The sequence below is a fragment of the Mesorhizobium ventifaucium genome, from assembly GCF_935822925.1.
Lineage (GTDB): Bacteria > Pseudomonadota > Alphaproteobacteria > Rhizobiales > Rhizobiaceae > Mesorhizobium > Mesorhizobium ventifaucium.
The window spans coordinates 175,150-189,415 of the sequence record NZ_CAKXZS010000003.1; the positions used below are offsets into that span (position 1 = coordinate 175,150).

Annotated in this window: 12 protein-coding genes; 6 read left to right on the plus strand and 6 right to left on the minus strand. The window is 62.9% G+C overall.

Annotated features, from left to right (window positions below; translation table 11 throughout):
* The first annotated feature begins 29 nt into the window (after positions 1–29).
* Positions 30–1,157, plus strand: a complete 1,128-nt coding sequence (locus tag NMG70_RS02730; RefSeq protein ID WP_254023099.1) for an NAD(P)/FAD-dependent oxidoreductase — start codon at positions 30–32, stop codon at positions 1,155–1,157.
* Positions 1,158–1,322: 165 nt separating this feature from the next.
* On the opposite strand, the gene NMG70_RS02735 is transcribed toward NMG70_RS02730, so the two are convergent.
* Complete coding sequence (locus tag NMG70_RS02735) at positions 1,323–1,841, minus strand: hypothetical protein (RefSeq protein ID WP_254023266.1); 519 nt, start codon at positions 1,839–1,841, stop codon at positions 1,323–1,325.
* Positions 1,842–1,865: 24 nt separating this feature from the next.
* On the opposite strand from NMG70_RS02735, the gene NMG70_RS02740 reads away from it, so the two are divergent.
* The 5 genes from NMG70_RS02740 to NMG70_RS02760 are packed head-to-tail and all read left to right on the plus strand — an operon-like array spanning position 1,866 to position 8,321.
* Positions 1,866–3,158 carry an IucA/IucC family protein gene (locus NMG70_RS02740; RefSeq protein WP_254023253.1) on the plus strand — a complete coding sequence of 431 codons (1,293 nt, stop codon included), beginning with the start codon at positions 1,866–1,868 and terminating at the stop codon, positions 3,156–3,158.
* On the plus strand, positions 3,142–4,851 hold the full coding sequence (locus tag NMG70_RS02745; RefSeq protein ID WP_254023100.1) for an IucA/IucC family protein: 1,710 nt from the start codon (positions 3,142–3,144) through the stop codon (positions 4,849–4,851). The genes NMG70_RS02740 and NMG70_RS02745 overlap by 17 nt, the downstream gene beginning before the upstream one ends.
* A 13-nt stretch (positions 4,852–4,864) precedes the next feature.
* The gene (locus NMG70_RS02750; protein WP_254023101.1) at positions 4,865–6,136 is read left to right on the plus strand and encodes an AMP-binding protein; all 1,272 of its coding nucleotides are present in this window, start codon (positions 4,865–4,867) and stop codon (positions 6,134–6,136) included.
* On the plus strand, positions 6,136–7,479 hold the full coding sequence (locus NMG70_RS02755) for a DUF6005 family protein (protein WP_254023102.1): 1,344 nt from the start codon (positions 6,136–6,138) through the stop codon (positions 7,477–7,479). The genes NMG70_RS02750 and NMG70_RS02755 overlap by 1 nt, the downstream gene beginning before the upstream one ends.
* The gene (locus NMG70_RS02760; RefSeq protein WP_254023103.1) at positions 7,476–8,321 is read left to right on the plus strand and encodes a sugar phosphate isomerase/epimerase family protein; all 846 of its coding nucleotides are present in this window, start codon (positions 7,476–7,478) and stop codon (positions 8,319–8,321) included. Before NMG70_RS02755 ends, NMG70_RS02760 begins: the two co-directional genes overlap by 4 nt.
* Positions 8,322–8,396: 75 nt before the next feature.
* Here the strand turns inward: NMG70_RS02760 and NMG70_RS02765 are convergent, their stop codons facing one another.
* The 5 genes from NMG70_RS02765 to NMG70_RS02785 form a co-directional block, all read right to left on the minus strand.
* Positions 8,397–10,484, minus strand: a complete 2,088-nt coding sequence (locus tag NMG70_RS02765; RefSeq protein ID WP_254023104.1) for a TonB-dependent receptor domain-containing protein — start codon at positions 10,482–10,484, stop codon at positions 8,397–8,399.
* A gap of 166 nt (positions 10,485–10,650) precedes the next feature.
* Complete coding sequence (locus NMG70_RS02770; RefSeq protein WP_254023105.1) at positions 10,651–11,409, minus strand: iron ABC transporter ATP-binding protein; 759 nt, start codon at positions 11,407–11,409, stop codon at positions 10,651–10,653.
* On the minus strand, positions 11,406–12,380 hold the full coding sequence (locus tag NMG70_RS02775) for an iron chelate uptake ABC transporter family permease subunit (RefSeq protein WP_254023106.1): 975 nt from the start codon (positions 12,378–12,380) through the stop codon (positions 11,406–11,408). The genes NMG70_RS02770 and NMG70_RS02775 overlap by 4 nt, the downstream gene beginning before the upstream one ends.
* Complete coding sequence (locus NMG70_RS02780; protein WP_254023107.1) at positions 12,373–13,353, minus strand: ABC transporter permease; 981 nt, start codon at positions 13,351–13,353, stop codon at positions 12,373–12,375. Before NMG70_RS02780 ends, NMG70_RS02775 begins: the two co-directional genes overlap by 8 nt.
* Positions 13,350–14,252 (minus strand): siderophore ABC transporter substrate-binding protein, encoded by a 903-nt coding sequence (locus tag NMG70_RS02785; protein WP_254023108.1) that lies wholly within the window; start codon positions 14,250–14,252, stop codon positions 13,350–13,352. Before NMG70_RS02785 ends, NMG70_RS02780 begins: the two co-directional genes overlap by 4 nt.
* Positions 14,253–14,266 lie beyond the last annotated feature (14 nt).

Genomic DNA, 14,266 nt, shown 5'->3' on the forward strand with positions numbered 1-14,266 from the left:
CCCATCTTCTGCGTAGAAGGATTTCTCTAATGACTGCATCCCCAAAGCCGCGCCATGTCGTCGTTGTCGGCGCAGGCATCTTTGGCGCCTCGACCGCGCTGCACCTCGCCCGCCTTGGGCTTGACGTGACCATTGTCAACGACGGCGCGCCGTCCAACGGTGCATCCGGCCGTTCACTTTCCTGGCTGAACTCAGCGCGACGCGCGGACACTGCCTATCACCGTTTGAGGCTTGCAGGCATCGACCGTTATCGGACACTGGCCGCCACAAGGCCGCAAACCGCATCGTGGCTTTGCTTTTACGGCGGCCTCACCTGGGATGCGGATGATGAGGCGAACCAGATCGCATCGATGTGGCAGTTGGAGCAGGATATTGGTTATGACGCGCTTCTTCTCGAACCTGCCGCAGTTGGCGCAGTGACGCCGGGCATCGATGCCAGTGCGATCACCCCGCAGGGCGCCATCTTCAATCCTGGCGAAGGATGGGTTGACCTGCCCTCTTTGATCGATCTGCTGCTCAATGAATTCCGCTCCCGCGGCGGCAAGCTTGTTCAGGACGCTGGGCGCGTGCGGATAGTTGCCACAGGCGGTCGCGCAAGTGGCGTCGTCACTGCTGGCGGTGCGCCGGTCGAGGCGGATGCAGTGGTCCTTGCCGTAGGGCCAGCGACGCCTTCCATGCTTGCGGAGATCGGAGTCCATGTCCCCGACGCCACACCGATTTCACTTCTCTTGAAGACCAAACCGATCAAGACCGACCTTCGTGCCGTGCTGAATACGCCGCGCGTGGCGATGCGCCCGACGCCGGATGGCGCACTTGTTCTGGATTCGGCATGGTCGGAGGAAGAAGTCGTGGTCAACTCGGACGGCACCTACACCGTGCACGACAAGACGGTCACAGCACTGCTCGACGAAGCCAGCGCCGTGCTCGAAGGCAATCCGCGGCTCCAACTCGCTACCCACGCGGTTGGCCCGAAGCCTATACCCGGCGATGGCGAGCCGGTGCTTGGCTCCGTCGAGACCATCGCCGATCTTTACGTCGCCTTTAGCCACAGCGGCGCCACGCTTGGACTGATCGTCGGCGAATTGCTGGCCAAAGAAGTCGCCTCCGGCAATCCGCACCCCATGCTTGCAACCTTCCGCGCCAACCGTTTCGGCTAAAAAGGCAATCGGGCCGGGATCGAACTGTCCAGATGAGCCGCGCTAGCATTGCCCAGATGACCGCATTCGGGAGGTTGATCCCTCCACCTGACTAGGATAACATGACAATGATAGTTTAGTTTTAGCCGCGGCCGCAGCAAGGCTGGCCCTTCACGCGCGGCGCCATCAAAACCTTTGAAACTCAGCACAGAGCGCCTGCCCGGCGTATGTGCGACATGGCGTCCGCAACGAATGATCGACAAGAATCAGATTGCAGCAGAACAGGCAATTTTTCGAGCCTTCGCAAACAGCTATCTGCGTGAGCTGAATTCCGGGAACCCCGTGTTCCACCGCATTGGAGAACGGAACTTCGATTGCGTGGAGATTTCCCTGCCGTCGCGGCATGCCGTGCTGCGTATCGAAATGAAATCCCGATCGCTTTGCGGAATGCACCTGTTTGGACAGATCTGGATGCGTCAGGATGCCGGTCCGAACTGGCACGAGATAGAACCGATCCTGGCCGTGCATCTGCTTGTGCTGGGAGCCAGGGAAGCCGGATCGGCCACGCATCGACAAGCCGATGTGGAACTCCTCGAACGGATTCTTCAGAGCTGTCAGGCGACGAAACGTTACCTCGACGCCGCCGATCGGGCGCCGCCACCGGTCGGCTTTATAGCCGCTGAACAATCCCTGTATTTCGGGCATCCGCTGCATCCGACGCCGAAGAGCCTGCAAGGCATGTCGAACTGGCAGCAGGAGGTCTATGCCCCCGAATTGCGCGGCGGTTTCCAACTGGCCTATTTCGCCGCCGCTGCCCACCTTGTTCGCGAGGATTCCGCTGGCATCGCGGTGGCCTCGATCGTCAACTCACTGCTGGGGAATGACGCCGGCAACGTTGCCGCGGGTAACGGCGAGATGCTCCTGCCCATGCATCCGCTTCAGGCGCAAGCATTGATGCTCGACCCGGCGGTGCGCGCGCTCATCGATTCAGGGCAGATCCGGTATCTCGGTCCGGCAGGGCCGGTGTTCACGGCGACTTCTTCGGTGCGCACGGTTTACAGCGACGATGCCGCCTGGATGCCGAAATTCTCGCTGCCCGTCCGCATCACCAACTCCAAGCGCGTTAACAGGAGGCACGAGCTGGAGGCAGGCGTTGCCGTGGCGCGCCTGTTCGAACGCGCCGGCATCGACACGTTCGAGCCGCGCCTCGGCTTTCTCCACGACAGCGCATACGTGACGCTGGATATTTCCGGGCCGGCCGAGAGCGGTTTCGAAGTCATCTTCCGCCAAAACCCGTTCCGGGGCCGCGCCGACGATCCCGTGATAACCGTTTCGGCACTGACGGCCGAACCACGTCCCGGGCACAGCTCATTGTTCGAAAACATCGTCCGGCGCGTCGCGCAGGATCAGGATATCTCGGTGCGGCAGGCGTGCCGTCGCTGGTTCGAATGCTATCTCGACTGTGCGCTCGATCCGCTGGTCAAACTCTACGATCGGTTCGGCGTCGCGCTGGAAGCGCATCAGCAGAACAGCTTGCTCGACCTGTCGCAGCAGGGGCTTCCCAGCCGATATTTTTATCGCGACAGCCAGGGATTCTACCTCTCGAACAGTTTCAGGGCCCGGTGGTATGGCCTGGTCCCTGAGGTTGCCCAGATCCGCAGTCTCTTCTTCGACGACCGCGAGATTCGCGAGCGGCTCTCCTACTATCTCATCGTCAATCAGATCTTTTCGGTCGTCGCGCGCGCCGGGCATGACGGCCTGGCAAGCGAGGCCGAACTGATCGCCATCTTGCGTGCGCGGCTCAAGAAGCTGGCGCGAGAGCTCAGTGGCGCGGGCGGTGAATTCGCGACCAGCCTGCTGGACAAGCCGCACATCACCGCAAAGGCCAACCTGGCGATCCGGCTGCAGGATGTCGATGAGCTGGCCGAGGGCGGCGGCGCCATCTACACGCATTTTCCCAATCCACTGAGCCGTGTCGGGCTGTTTGTGGCCGCGGAGCAGGCACATGCCATTGCCTCTTGATCTCCACGGCATCCCCGAGCTGCGTGTGATGCGCCAGCTCGCGGAAGCCCTGGTCTATGAGGGCCTGGTCGATTGCGCGGTGTCGCGCGGCAGCGGGAAAGCCGGTTTCGAATGGCGCTGCGGCGCCGCCTCGATACGCTGCGAGGGATCGATCGGCGCCTTCGGCCGGGTCAGGATTGTCGCCGAAACGATCGTGCGGGGCTGCGACGACCAATGGCGCCCGGCGACGCTCGGCGATCTCCTTGTGAGCATAGACACCTGCCCCGAACGGCGCGCGCAACTCACATCCGAACTGGATCGGACGCTCGATTTCAGCGCCTGGAACGGGCGCAATCTCCGGCCCAGGCCGCGCCGCGATCTGCCATTTGCACAACTCGACAGCGCGATCGATGAGGGCCATCCCTATCATCCGTGTTTCAAGGCCCGCACCGGCTTCGATTACACCGACCATGTGGCGTACGGCCCGGAAGCAGGCAACGCCTTCCAGCTGGCTTGGCTGGCGGTCGCGCCCGAACGTCTGCACTCGGCGTTTCCTACGGACGAGCAGGCTTTCTGGATGCACGAACTCGGCGCCGAAACCTACTCGCTGCTGGACGAACGCCGTGCCCGGCTCGGCGACAATGCAAGGCGGTTCGGCCTGATGCCGCTGCATCCCTGGCAATGGAAAGCGTTGCAGGGCTCGGAGCTGTCGCGCTGGCTGGCGGAGGGCTCCGCCGGTTTCCTCGGCCAGGCCGGCGATCGCTATACCGCCAGCCAATCCGTGCGGACGCTTTTCAATCGCGATCACCCGCGACGCGCCAATCTCAAACTGCCGATGAACCTCGTCAACTCGTCGGCCAAGCGCATCATCGAGCCGCATTCGGTGTGCAGCGCGCCGTCGATCAGCCGCTGGCTCAAGGACATTGTCGCCAGCGATACGCTGTTCGAGGCGCGCTATTCGCTCACGATCCTCGCCGAATATGCCGGTACGATCGCAGATCGGGAAGGACCACTGGCAGGACAGATCGCCGCGATTTGGCGGGAGGACGTTACCAGCAGCCTTCAGTCCGGCGAAACCGCTGTGCCTCTCAACGCGCTGATGGCCTTGGAGAGTGACGGCCGGCCGTTCGTCGCGGACTGGATCGAGCAGTACGGGCTTGACGCCTGGCTCGACAGGCTTGTGGATACGGTGGCGATGCCGGTGTTTCACCTGCTCGTCGGCCATGGCATCGCGACGGAAGCGCATGGCCAGAACCTGATCCTGATCCATCGCGATGGCTGGCCAGTGAGGCTGGCGATGCGCGACTTCCACGACAGCGTCGAATATGTGCCTGGCTTCCTGCGCGATCCCTCCACTGTTCCCGACTTCCTCGCCTTGAACCCTGCCTATCATGACGCCGCGCCCAACCAGTACTACTGGATGGAGAGCGCCGATTTGCTCGGCGAACTCTGCCTGGACGCCTTGTTTGTCTACAACCTCGCCGAGATCTCGCATCTGCTGCGGCATTGTTACGGTCTCGACGAAGACAGCTTCTGGTCAGGCGTCGGCAGGCGGTTGCAGGACCATTGCCGGCAGTTCGGACTGACACACCGGCAAGCCGCGCTTGGCCTGTTCCAGCCTCGCATCCGCACGGAATCGCTGCTGCGACGCAAGCTCGCGCCACCGGGCACCGAATGCACTCACGAAATCCCAAACAGCCTTGCAGTCGCGTAGGGAGACAGAAAACATGATCTCAATCAACGACACGGTCTTTGATCAAACCTATTTCCGCGACGCGGCGGACCGCATTGCGGCCGCGGCGCAACTCGACGAGCGCGCAGGCGACCGCTTTGCGGTCTGTTTCTCCGAGGCGCAGGATTGGCTGGCGTTCTTCTTTGCCGCGCGTGCGGCCGGCGCCAGCGTGCTGCCGCTGCATCCCTCGACCCCATATGCCGCGGCGCGCCGGCAGGCGGAGACGGCGAAGTGCAACTGGCTTTTCTACAACCGGCTGGAAAGCGAGCCGATCTGCGAGGAGCGCGCCAGCGAAGCTGGACAGCTGTTGCAGATGAGCTCTGGCACGACCGGCGAGCCGAAATGCATCGCGCGCGCCTGGAGCGAGATAGACGACGAGGTCGAGAGCTACACCTCGGCGTTTGTCGAGCCACAGGACATGACCCCGTTGATCGCCGGTCCAACCACCCATTCCTATGGCTTGATCTGCGGCGTGATGGCGGCGCTGAAGCGCGGCCAGTCGCCCGCCATACTGGACACCGGCAACCCCAAATTCCTGCTGCGCAAGCTGCGCGAAACGGAGCGGCCCTATCTGATCTCATCGCCGGCCATCCTGCACACGCTCGCCAGGCTTCTGCCGGCCGGCGAGCAGATCCACGCAACGATGACATCCGGCACCCTCTTGCCCGACCCCTGGTTCGGGCAGATCAGGGCCAAATCTAAATACATGTTCCAGCAGTACGGCTGCTCGGAAGCCGGCTGCATCGCGATCAACCCGGATGTGCAAGCGGCTAATGAAGTCGGCTATGTGCTGCCGCGCTTTGCGTTGCGCGACGCCGGCACGGCCAGTGAGCCGAAGGAAATTGCCGTCGAGCGCAAAGGCGTGGCGGTCGAGACGCGCGACCTGGGTTATCGCCGCGATGACGGCATGCTGGTCTTCCTGTCGCGTCTCGACGATTTGATCAACGTCTCGGGCCTCAATGTCTATCCGAAGGAAGTCGAGGATGTGGTCATGACGTTCGGCGGCATTGGCGACGCGGTCGTGTTCCGCAAGCAGGATGCATTCGCGCGCGAGCGCGTCGCGCTTCTGTTCAGCGCCGAACATGCGGTCGACCGGACGCAGCTTCGGCAATGGTGCGTCGAGCGGCTTGCGGCACACCAGATGCCAACCGAGATCGTTCAGGTGGAGCGGATCCCGCGCCAGGCCAACGGCAAGATCAGCCGGCGCGACGTGGCTGTGCGCTACGGCACGGGCGAATTCGCGCCGGTACGGACGGAGGCAGCCTGATGACCTACGATCAAATACTCGACGCGATCGGGACGATCCTGCGCGACAAGCTCGACAACCAGCACATGGATGCCTTCGCGCCGCAAGCCAGGCTGAACGAGGATCTGTATCTCGATTCCGTGCTCATCCTCGAGCTCATGCTGGCGCTTGAGCTCGACCACGGCGTCGCGCTGCCCGAGGAGGTGATCAGTCGTCAGGATGTGGACACGGTGGACGATCTGGCGCGGCTGTTCGTCAAGGCCTCGGAACCAAATGGAACACTGGTGAAGCCGGCAAAGGAACTTGTTCTCGCTCGCGCCGAAAGAGAAGCGGTTGAGCTGATCGGCGTGCATGGCGAGGACTTCGTCGACATCAAGGTCCATTGCTTCGTCAGTAATGTCTGCCACGCGGTGAAGCAAAGGCAGCTTGATCATCGACCTTTCTTATTCGGCGTCTGCGATGCGGGTTTCGCCGTCGATAAAAGCTGGCGGCTGGCGTATCACGCGCCTGAAATCAACCACGACTTCTTCCGCGATTGGTTCGAGCGCCTGTACGGCGCCAAGGTCCGCCAATGGTATCGGCCGGACGCCGCCAAGGTGGAGAACCTGGCAACGATGCTGGAGCTTCTGGAGCACAAGAAGGGGAGCGAGTACCTGATGGTGATGCTCGATCTCTTCCACCTGCCGGAGCGCGAGAACAAGTTCAACCAGAATCCCTTCCCGCACTATCTGATGCTGGAACACACCGACGATCCGGCGGTTTGGATGGTCCTCGATCCGGATTTCCGCTGGGAAGGCAGGATCGAGAAGCAGAAAGTCATCAACGCGATCATGCAGCCGACCGTTGCCGGCGGCTTCATTTTCGACGCTGCCGATATCCGGAAACCGTCCGCCGTCGATCTGCGCGACTACTTCCTTGCCTGTTTCCATGAAGACGACAATCTGCTGACGCGCGCAACGCGCGAAGTCGTTCGGGCGCATTTGGACGGCCGCGACGGCGTGAAACTGCCCGAGTTGTCGATGGCGCTGCGCGAGCTGCCAGTCATCTCGATCCGCAAATACGCGCTGGAGCATGGCTTTGCCTTTTTCTGGCGATCGCTGCAGCTATCCAACGCCGAATTCGACACGATCTGCGACGACATCGAATACTTGATCCAGGAATTCAAGGCGCTTCACTACGCCATCATGAAGCTCAGCCAGACAGGCGACGAAGCCGTGGCGGCGCGGGTGTTTGAAAAACTCTATATGCTGGACGCGATGGAGCGCTCGCTGAAGCGTCGTCTTGCCCAAACCTATCGGCTGTGGTGCGACACGCGCGGCCTCCTGCACGCGCCGCGCCACGATGTCGAGGACGCGGTCGCATGAGGCTGTCGCTCTGCACGATCACCTTCCGCCATCATCTGCTGTCGCTGGAGGACATCGCGCGATGGGCGGCGGCGAACGATTTCCAGGGCATCGAGCTCTGGGGCGCACACGCGCGCAACATGCAGCATATGACCGAGCGCAACGCCGACTGGATGGCGGCGTTCGGGCTTTCGGTGCCGATGCTCAGCGACTATCTGCCTCTCGATGAGGATTTGGCGTCGCTGCGCCACGCCACGTCGAACCTCTGCCGCCTGGCCGGCCGCTGGGGCGCCCGCAAGGTGCGCACGTTCGCCGGCAAGTCGGCAAGCCGGGACACCTCGCCCGAAGCGCGCTGGCGACTTTCGGCGCGGCTCAAGGACGCCTGCATGATGGCGCAGGACCAGGGCTGCCAGCTACTGGTGGAGACACATCCGGGAACGCTGGCCGATACGCTGTCGTCGACGCAGCGCCTGATCGAGGACGTCGACCATCCGGCGCTGGGCATCAATTTCGACACCTTGCACGTCTGGGAAGGGGGCGCCGATCCGGTCGCCGCGCATCGCGCGCTGTTGCCGCATATCCGGCACTATCATCTGAAGAATGTACGCTCGCGTGCCGACCTCGCCGTCTTCGAGCCGGCAAACGTCTATGCCGCGGCCGGAAAGCGGACGGGCATGACCGCGCTTTTCGATGGCGCGGTGGACTATCTGCAATTCCTGGATGAGGTGTTCGAGCGCGAGGAGGTGGATGCCTCGCTGGAATGGTTTGGCGGCGACTGCTTCAACATCCTCGCCAATGACGCACGCAGCATGCATCTCCTCAAGGCCGATCGCGACGCGCCGATCCGCGCCGGCGTCGCTTGATCGTCGAAGGCGCCAACGCAGACGTCGTTTTCGAAGCCGGCGCGGGCGATTGCCCAGGCCGGCGTTTTTCCAACCTCAGAACCGCGCGGTGGCGCTCAGCCGGAACGAGCGGCCGGGATCGTAGTGCGGCGCCACGCCAACGAAATCCTGCCCGTAGGCAGCGCGGTCGGTGTAGGCCTCGTCAAAAATGTTGAGCGCGTCGGCGCGCAGCGTGAAGTTCGGCTTCGAAGGCGGCGTCCACTCGACATAGGCGTTCACCACCTCATAGCCAGGAAGTTCCTTCTTTGCGCTTGCCGGATCGGTTGGATGCCGCGCCAGGGTCCTGTCGGTCTTCAAGGCGATTTCGATGTCGCCACCGACTTTGACGCCCCAATCGTCGAATGTGTAGCCGGCGCCGATCATCACGATCTGGCCGAGAGGCGTCGTCAAATAGCGGCCGATCTCCGTATCAGCCGGCTCGCCGTCGACGTCGGCATCGATGTCGGCGTATTTCACACTGACAAAGCCGGCGTCCCAATCATAGCGGACGCCGATCTCCCAGCCCTTGGAAACGAGGTCGAGCGTTCGGATCGATGTCACCTCCGGGACCGGCGCGCCACGTCCGAACACCGGCAGGCGCGCGTCGTTGATGTCGGTGCGAAACACGTTCGCCTCGAAGGTGAAGCCGTTGGAGCGCGCCTCCAGACCGGCCGTATAGTTGTTCGACGTCACCGGCTCCGGGCCATCGCCATAGGTCCACAGCGGGTTCTGCAGGTAGTTTTCCGCCAGCGGAACACCGCCCCAGACATGCGAGGTACCCGCCTTTACCGTCAGGAACTCCGGCATAAGGTCATACTCGCCCGAAATGTTGCCGCTGATCCCGGCGTTGTTCCAGTCCGAGTCGTCTACGCCGGTGAACCATTGGTGATCGGCCCGCCCGCCGAAGGAAATCCTGGTGCGGTCGAAGGGCTCCAGCCGCGCCTGTGCATAGGCGCCGATATTGGTGGCGCGCTCGTCCGTAAAGAACGGCTCCGTCGGGTTGAGATAATCCAGTTCGGCCTTGTCGTTGTAGAAGTCGAAGCCGGCAGTGACGCTGCCGATGTCGAGCGCGAACCGGTTCTCCAATTTGCCATTGAAGCTGCTGGTTGCGCCTTCCGTCGGCGAAACAACGTCGACGAAATATTCAGGCGCGGCGATCTGCGTTTTACTATAGGCAAGCACGATCTTCGGGTCCCACCAGCCTTCCGGCGACGTATCCGTATAGGTAAAGACCGTGTTCTGGCGGCGCAGATCGTAGTTCCGCAATTCGGGTTCCCGGCCCGGCCGATTGATATAGACGTTGGCGCGATAGGGGCGCAGCGCGTCGTCGCGGACCTGCTCGTGGCTGAGCTCGAAACGATGGCCCTCGACGCTCTCGTAGGCGATCTTGGCTAACCCGCTGATCAGATCGGTGCCGGTCCCCGGCATCTCCTGGCCATTGCCGGCGGTGAAGTTGCCGCCACGGCCGTAGTTGATGTAGCCGAGATACTCGAAGCCGTCCTGCTGGCCGAAGCCGCTCACCCCGGTGGTGAACGTCTCGCTGTTGGTGTCCCATATGCCGGTGACGAAACCGCCAAAATTGCGGCCGGGTTCGAGCAGGTCAACGGCGTCCTTGGTCTCGAATCCAAGCGAGCCCGCGAGTGCTCCCGGACCGGCGTCGGCCGGCGCGACGCCTGCCTGCACCGACGCTGCCTTCAAAAGTGCCGGGTCGAGCAGATATGTGCCGTTGTGGTGGAACACCTTGTTGTTCTGTCGCGACCCGTCGACGGTCACGGCCAGATTGTTCTCGTCGACGCCGTTGACGTAGATCTTCTGCGTGCTGGGGATCGCGCCGCCGACGGCGATCTGCGGCTCACCGGAGAACACCTCCCTCAAATCCTGAGGTTTCTTGCGGTTGATCTCCTGCTGGTCGATGGTGATCAGGTCGGCGCCGGCCGTCGCGTTGGCGCCCGCCCCCACGTCCACGACGAGAATGGTGTCGAGTTGCGTGCCCCCGGCGGGAGCTTGGGCTACTTCATTTTCTTTGGTCGTGCTCGTCCCGGCTTCCGCTTCTGGGGCGGGGGCAGACTGCGCCAGCGCGTAGGGACACAAGAAAAAGGACATCGCGGTGCTGACGGTCAGCGCTCGCAACAGTTCTGGCGACATCGGCTAAATCCCCTCGAATGCGGTAGCCCCGGCTGGCGCGAACCGCGCCTGTGCGACTGCCTTAACGCATCGGTTGCGCTGCGGCAATAAACTTGATAATAAAAATCCAGTTATGCAAGCCGTTGTAACTGTTGCGCTCTTCGAGCGCCGCGGCCTCGGAGCTTACTCAGGCGTGGTGGAGGACGGTCAGCCGACCGGCGATGTTTTCGACCCGCATCGAAAAGCCAAAAATGCTCTCCAGTATATCCGGCCGGATGATGTCGCCGGTTTCGCCCGATGCGATAACGGTGCCGTCCTTCATCGCGACAATACGGTCGGCGTACGAGGCTGCATGATTGATGTCGTGGAGCACGATGAGCACCGTCTTGCCGTGCTCGTCGGCAATGCGTCTCAGCGTCCGCATCAGGTTTCTTGCATGAAACATGTCGAGGTTGTTCAGCGGCTCGTCGAGAAGGATGTAATCCGTCCCCTGGCAGAAGGTCATGGCGACGAGGGCGCGCTGCCGTTGCCCGCCTGACAAGGTGTCGATGAAGCGCAGCGCCAGGTCGCTGAGATCGAACTGTTCGAGGGACGCTGCGATGATTTCGCGGTCTTTCGCGGTCAGCCGCCCGCGGATGTGCGGGAAACGACCGAATCCCACCAGTTCTGCGACGCGCAGGCGGCTTGCGACGCCGGGATCCTGTCGCAGGATGGCCATGATCCTGGCCAATTGCCGGCTCGGCGTCGTATCGACCGGCAGCCCGTCTACTGTGATGCGGCCGCTTTGCAGGGGTCGCAGGCGGGCGATCAACGACAACAGGCTGGACTTGCCGGCGCCATTCGGTCCGACAAGCGCCGTGACGCCGCCCTTCGGCACGGTCAGGCTGACATTATCCAAAATGCGGCTGCCGCCAAGAGCCAGGGAGACGCCTGCTATCTCGATCATCGCCGGCCCCCGGCAAACAGAATGGCGAGGAACACGATGCCGCCGACAAATTCCACGACGATGCCGAGGCTGCCTTCCCCGCCCAGAGCATGCTGGAGGACCGTCTGGCCGCCCACGAGCACGATTATCGCCGTGAGCGCGGCTGCCGGCAGAAGGATGGCGTGCCGGTTGGTGCCGACGATGCGCTCAGTGAGCGAAACCACCAGCAGCCCCAGAAACGCCATCGGTCCAACCAGCGCCGTCGACGCCGACACGAGCGCGGCGACAACAACCAGCAGCCCGGCAGCCGTGCCCCGCCACGCCACGCCCAGCCCAATGGCCGTGTCGGTGCCTAGCGCGAGCACATCGAGAACATGTCGCGCCCGCCAGGCGATGGCGACACCCGCCACGGTGATCACGCCGGCGAACAGCAGCAGATCGGGTTCCACCGCATTGAAGCTGGCGAAGACCGTACCCTGCAGTACGGCGAAATCGTTCGGATCCAGCAGCCGCGCCAGCAACGTCGTCAGCGATCGGAACAGCACGCCCAGCACAACGCCGGTCAGCAGCATCAGCGTCAGGTCGAAACGCCGGCGAAGCATCGGCAGGAACAGCGCCAGCGCGAGGCTGGTCATTGCCGTGAAATTGCCGAGGAAGTGCAGGCGAGGATCGATGCCGGCAAAGCCGAAACCACTCAGCGCAAAAACCAGCGCGGTCTGGCAAAAGACGTAGAGCGCATCCAGTCCCATGATCGATGGCGTGATGATGCGGTTAGCGCAAACGGTCTGGAACACGACCGTCGAAACCGCCACCGCCACGCCGACCAGAACCATCGCCGCCAGCCGCACGGCACGCAGTTCGAGCACGAAGGCGAGATCGCCGCGCAGGCCTATGGTCATGAAGGCCACGCCGACCAGCACTGCGACCGCCGCCATCATCGCGAGGCGGCCCTCGTGCCGCACCAGGCCGCGTTGCATCACGACTTCAGTCATTGCTGTTTCGGCCAAGCAGCAGGAAGAGGAAAAGCACCGCCCCGACGACGCCGAGGATCGTGCCGACCGGAACCTCGTAAGGGAAACGGATGAGCCTGCCGATGATATCGCAGGCAAGCACCAACGCCGCGCCACCGCCGGCGACCCATGGCGAGGTGTGGCGCAGGTTTTCGCCGGCGAAACGCGATACGATGTTGGGCGCGACAAGGCCGACGAACGGGATCGTTCCGACGACGACCACGGTCAGCGCGGTGATGGCCGAGACGATAACCAGGCCGAGCCGAAGCATACCGGCATAGTTCAGGCCGAGCCCTATGCTGACGTCCCTGCCCAGCGAAAGCATCGTCAGGCGGTCGGCCGTCCACCAGGCCAATACGACCAGTGCGCCCGCAACCCACAACAGTTCATAGCGCCCGCGCAGGATGCCGGAAAACTCGCCCGTCATCCACACTTCGAGATACTGCAGAAGGTCCAGGTGCCATGCGGCAAAGATCGCGGCAGCGCCAATGACGCCGCCATAGACCAATCCGAACAGCGGAACGAGAAAAGGTTGTGTTGGCGGCAACCTATGCGCGAGCATGAGGAAAACGGATGTCCCGGCGAGAGCGGTCACCGCCGCGCCGGCTGCTTTGCAGCCAAGCGATGCATCGGGCCAAACCAGCGTCACCACCAGTATGCCGAGTGCCGCGGATTGCGCGGTTCCAGCCGTCGAAGGCTCGACGAAACGGTTGCGGGCAAGCGTCTGCATCACAAGCCCTGCGATGGCCAGGGCGCTGCCGGCCAGAAGTGTCGCCACCGTCCTCGGCAAGCGGCTGATCATGATCAGCCGCAACGCTTCCGGATCGGAGGCGAAACTGCCTATGGCAAGCTCGCTGACGCCGACGAACAGGCTGGCCACAAACAGCGCCAGCAGGGTTGCGGCGCCGATTGCCTGATAGGCGAAGCCTTGAGAGCCAAGCGATCCGGCGGTCATTGGGTCCGCGAGAAAGCGTCTCGAAGGGTCTTAAGCACGCGCTTCGTCGACTCGACGCCGCCTGCAGCGATGTAGAAATCGGCAGCCGGCAGGTAGACCACCTGCCCTTTCTTCCAGGCCGTGGTTTCGGCCACCAGTTCATTGTCGAGCGTCGCCCTGGCATTCTGCTCCCCCGAACCGATCGCCGCGGCGCGATCAAGCACGATAAGCCAGTCCGGATTGGCGTCGCGGAGGAACTCGAAGGAGATCGCTTCGCCGTGGGTGGCGGCCTCGACATCCTCGACCGCCGGCGTAAGCTGAAGCGCCGAATGCAGCCAACCGAAGCGGGACTCCTTGCTGTAGGCGGTCACCTTCGGGCCGCTGGTCATCAGGATCAGTGCCGTGCCCTTGCCCTTGACGGCGGCACATGTCGACGAAAGCGCGTCGTCGAGTTCTGAAGCAAGCGCCGCCGCCTCGGCCGGCTTGCCGACGAGAGCGCCGTACGCCATCAGGCGCTGCTTTGCCTGCGCGAACAGATCATCGCCATTCATCGTCATATCGATGCTCTGCGCAATCTGGCTCGTCGCCGCCAGTTGCGGCGAGGAGCGCCCGCCGACAATGATGAGGTCCGGCGCCAGCGCGCTCAGTGCCTCCAGATCGGGCTCGAAGAGGGTGCCGACGGTTTCCGCGCCGTCCTTCAACTCGGCGAGTTCGGGCACATAGAGCTTATCGGGCAAGCCGACGATCTTCACGCCAAGGCTGTTCAATGTATCGACTGCCGCAATGTCGAACACCGCGAGCGTTTGCGGCGTCTTTCCGACCGTTACCGGGCCCTTCGCGGTGTCGATCTCGGTTGCCAACGCCTGAACGAGGAAAAGCGCCAATGCCGGCATCGCCAGGACCGACTTGAGCCATCTCATGAGCATGCTCCGTG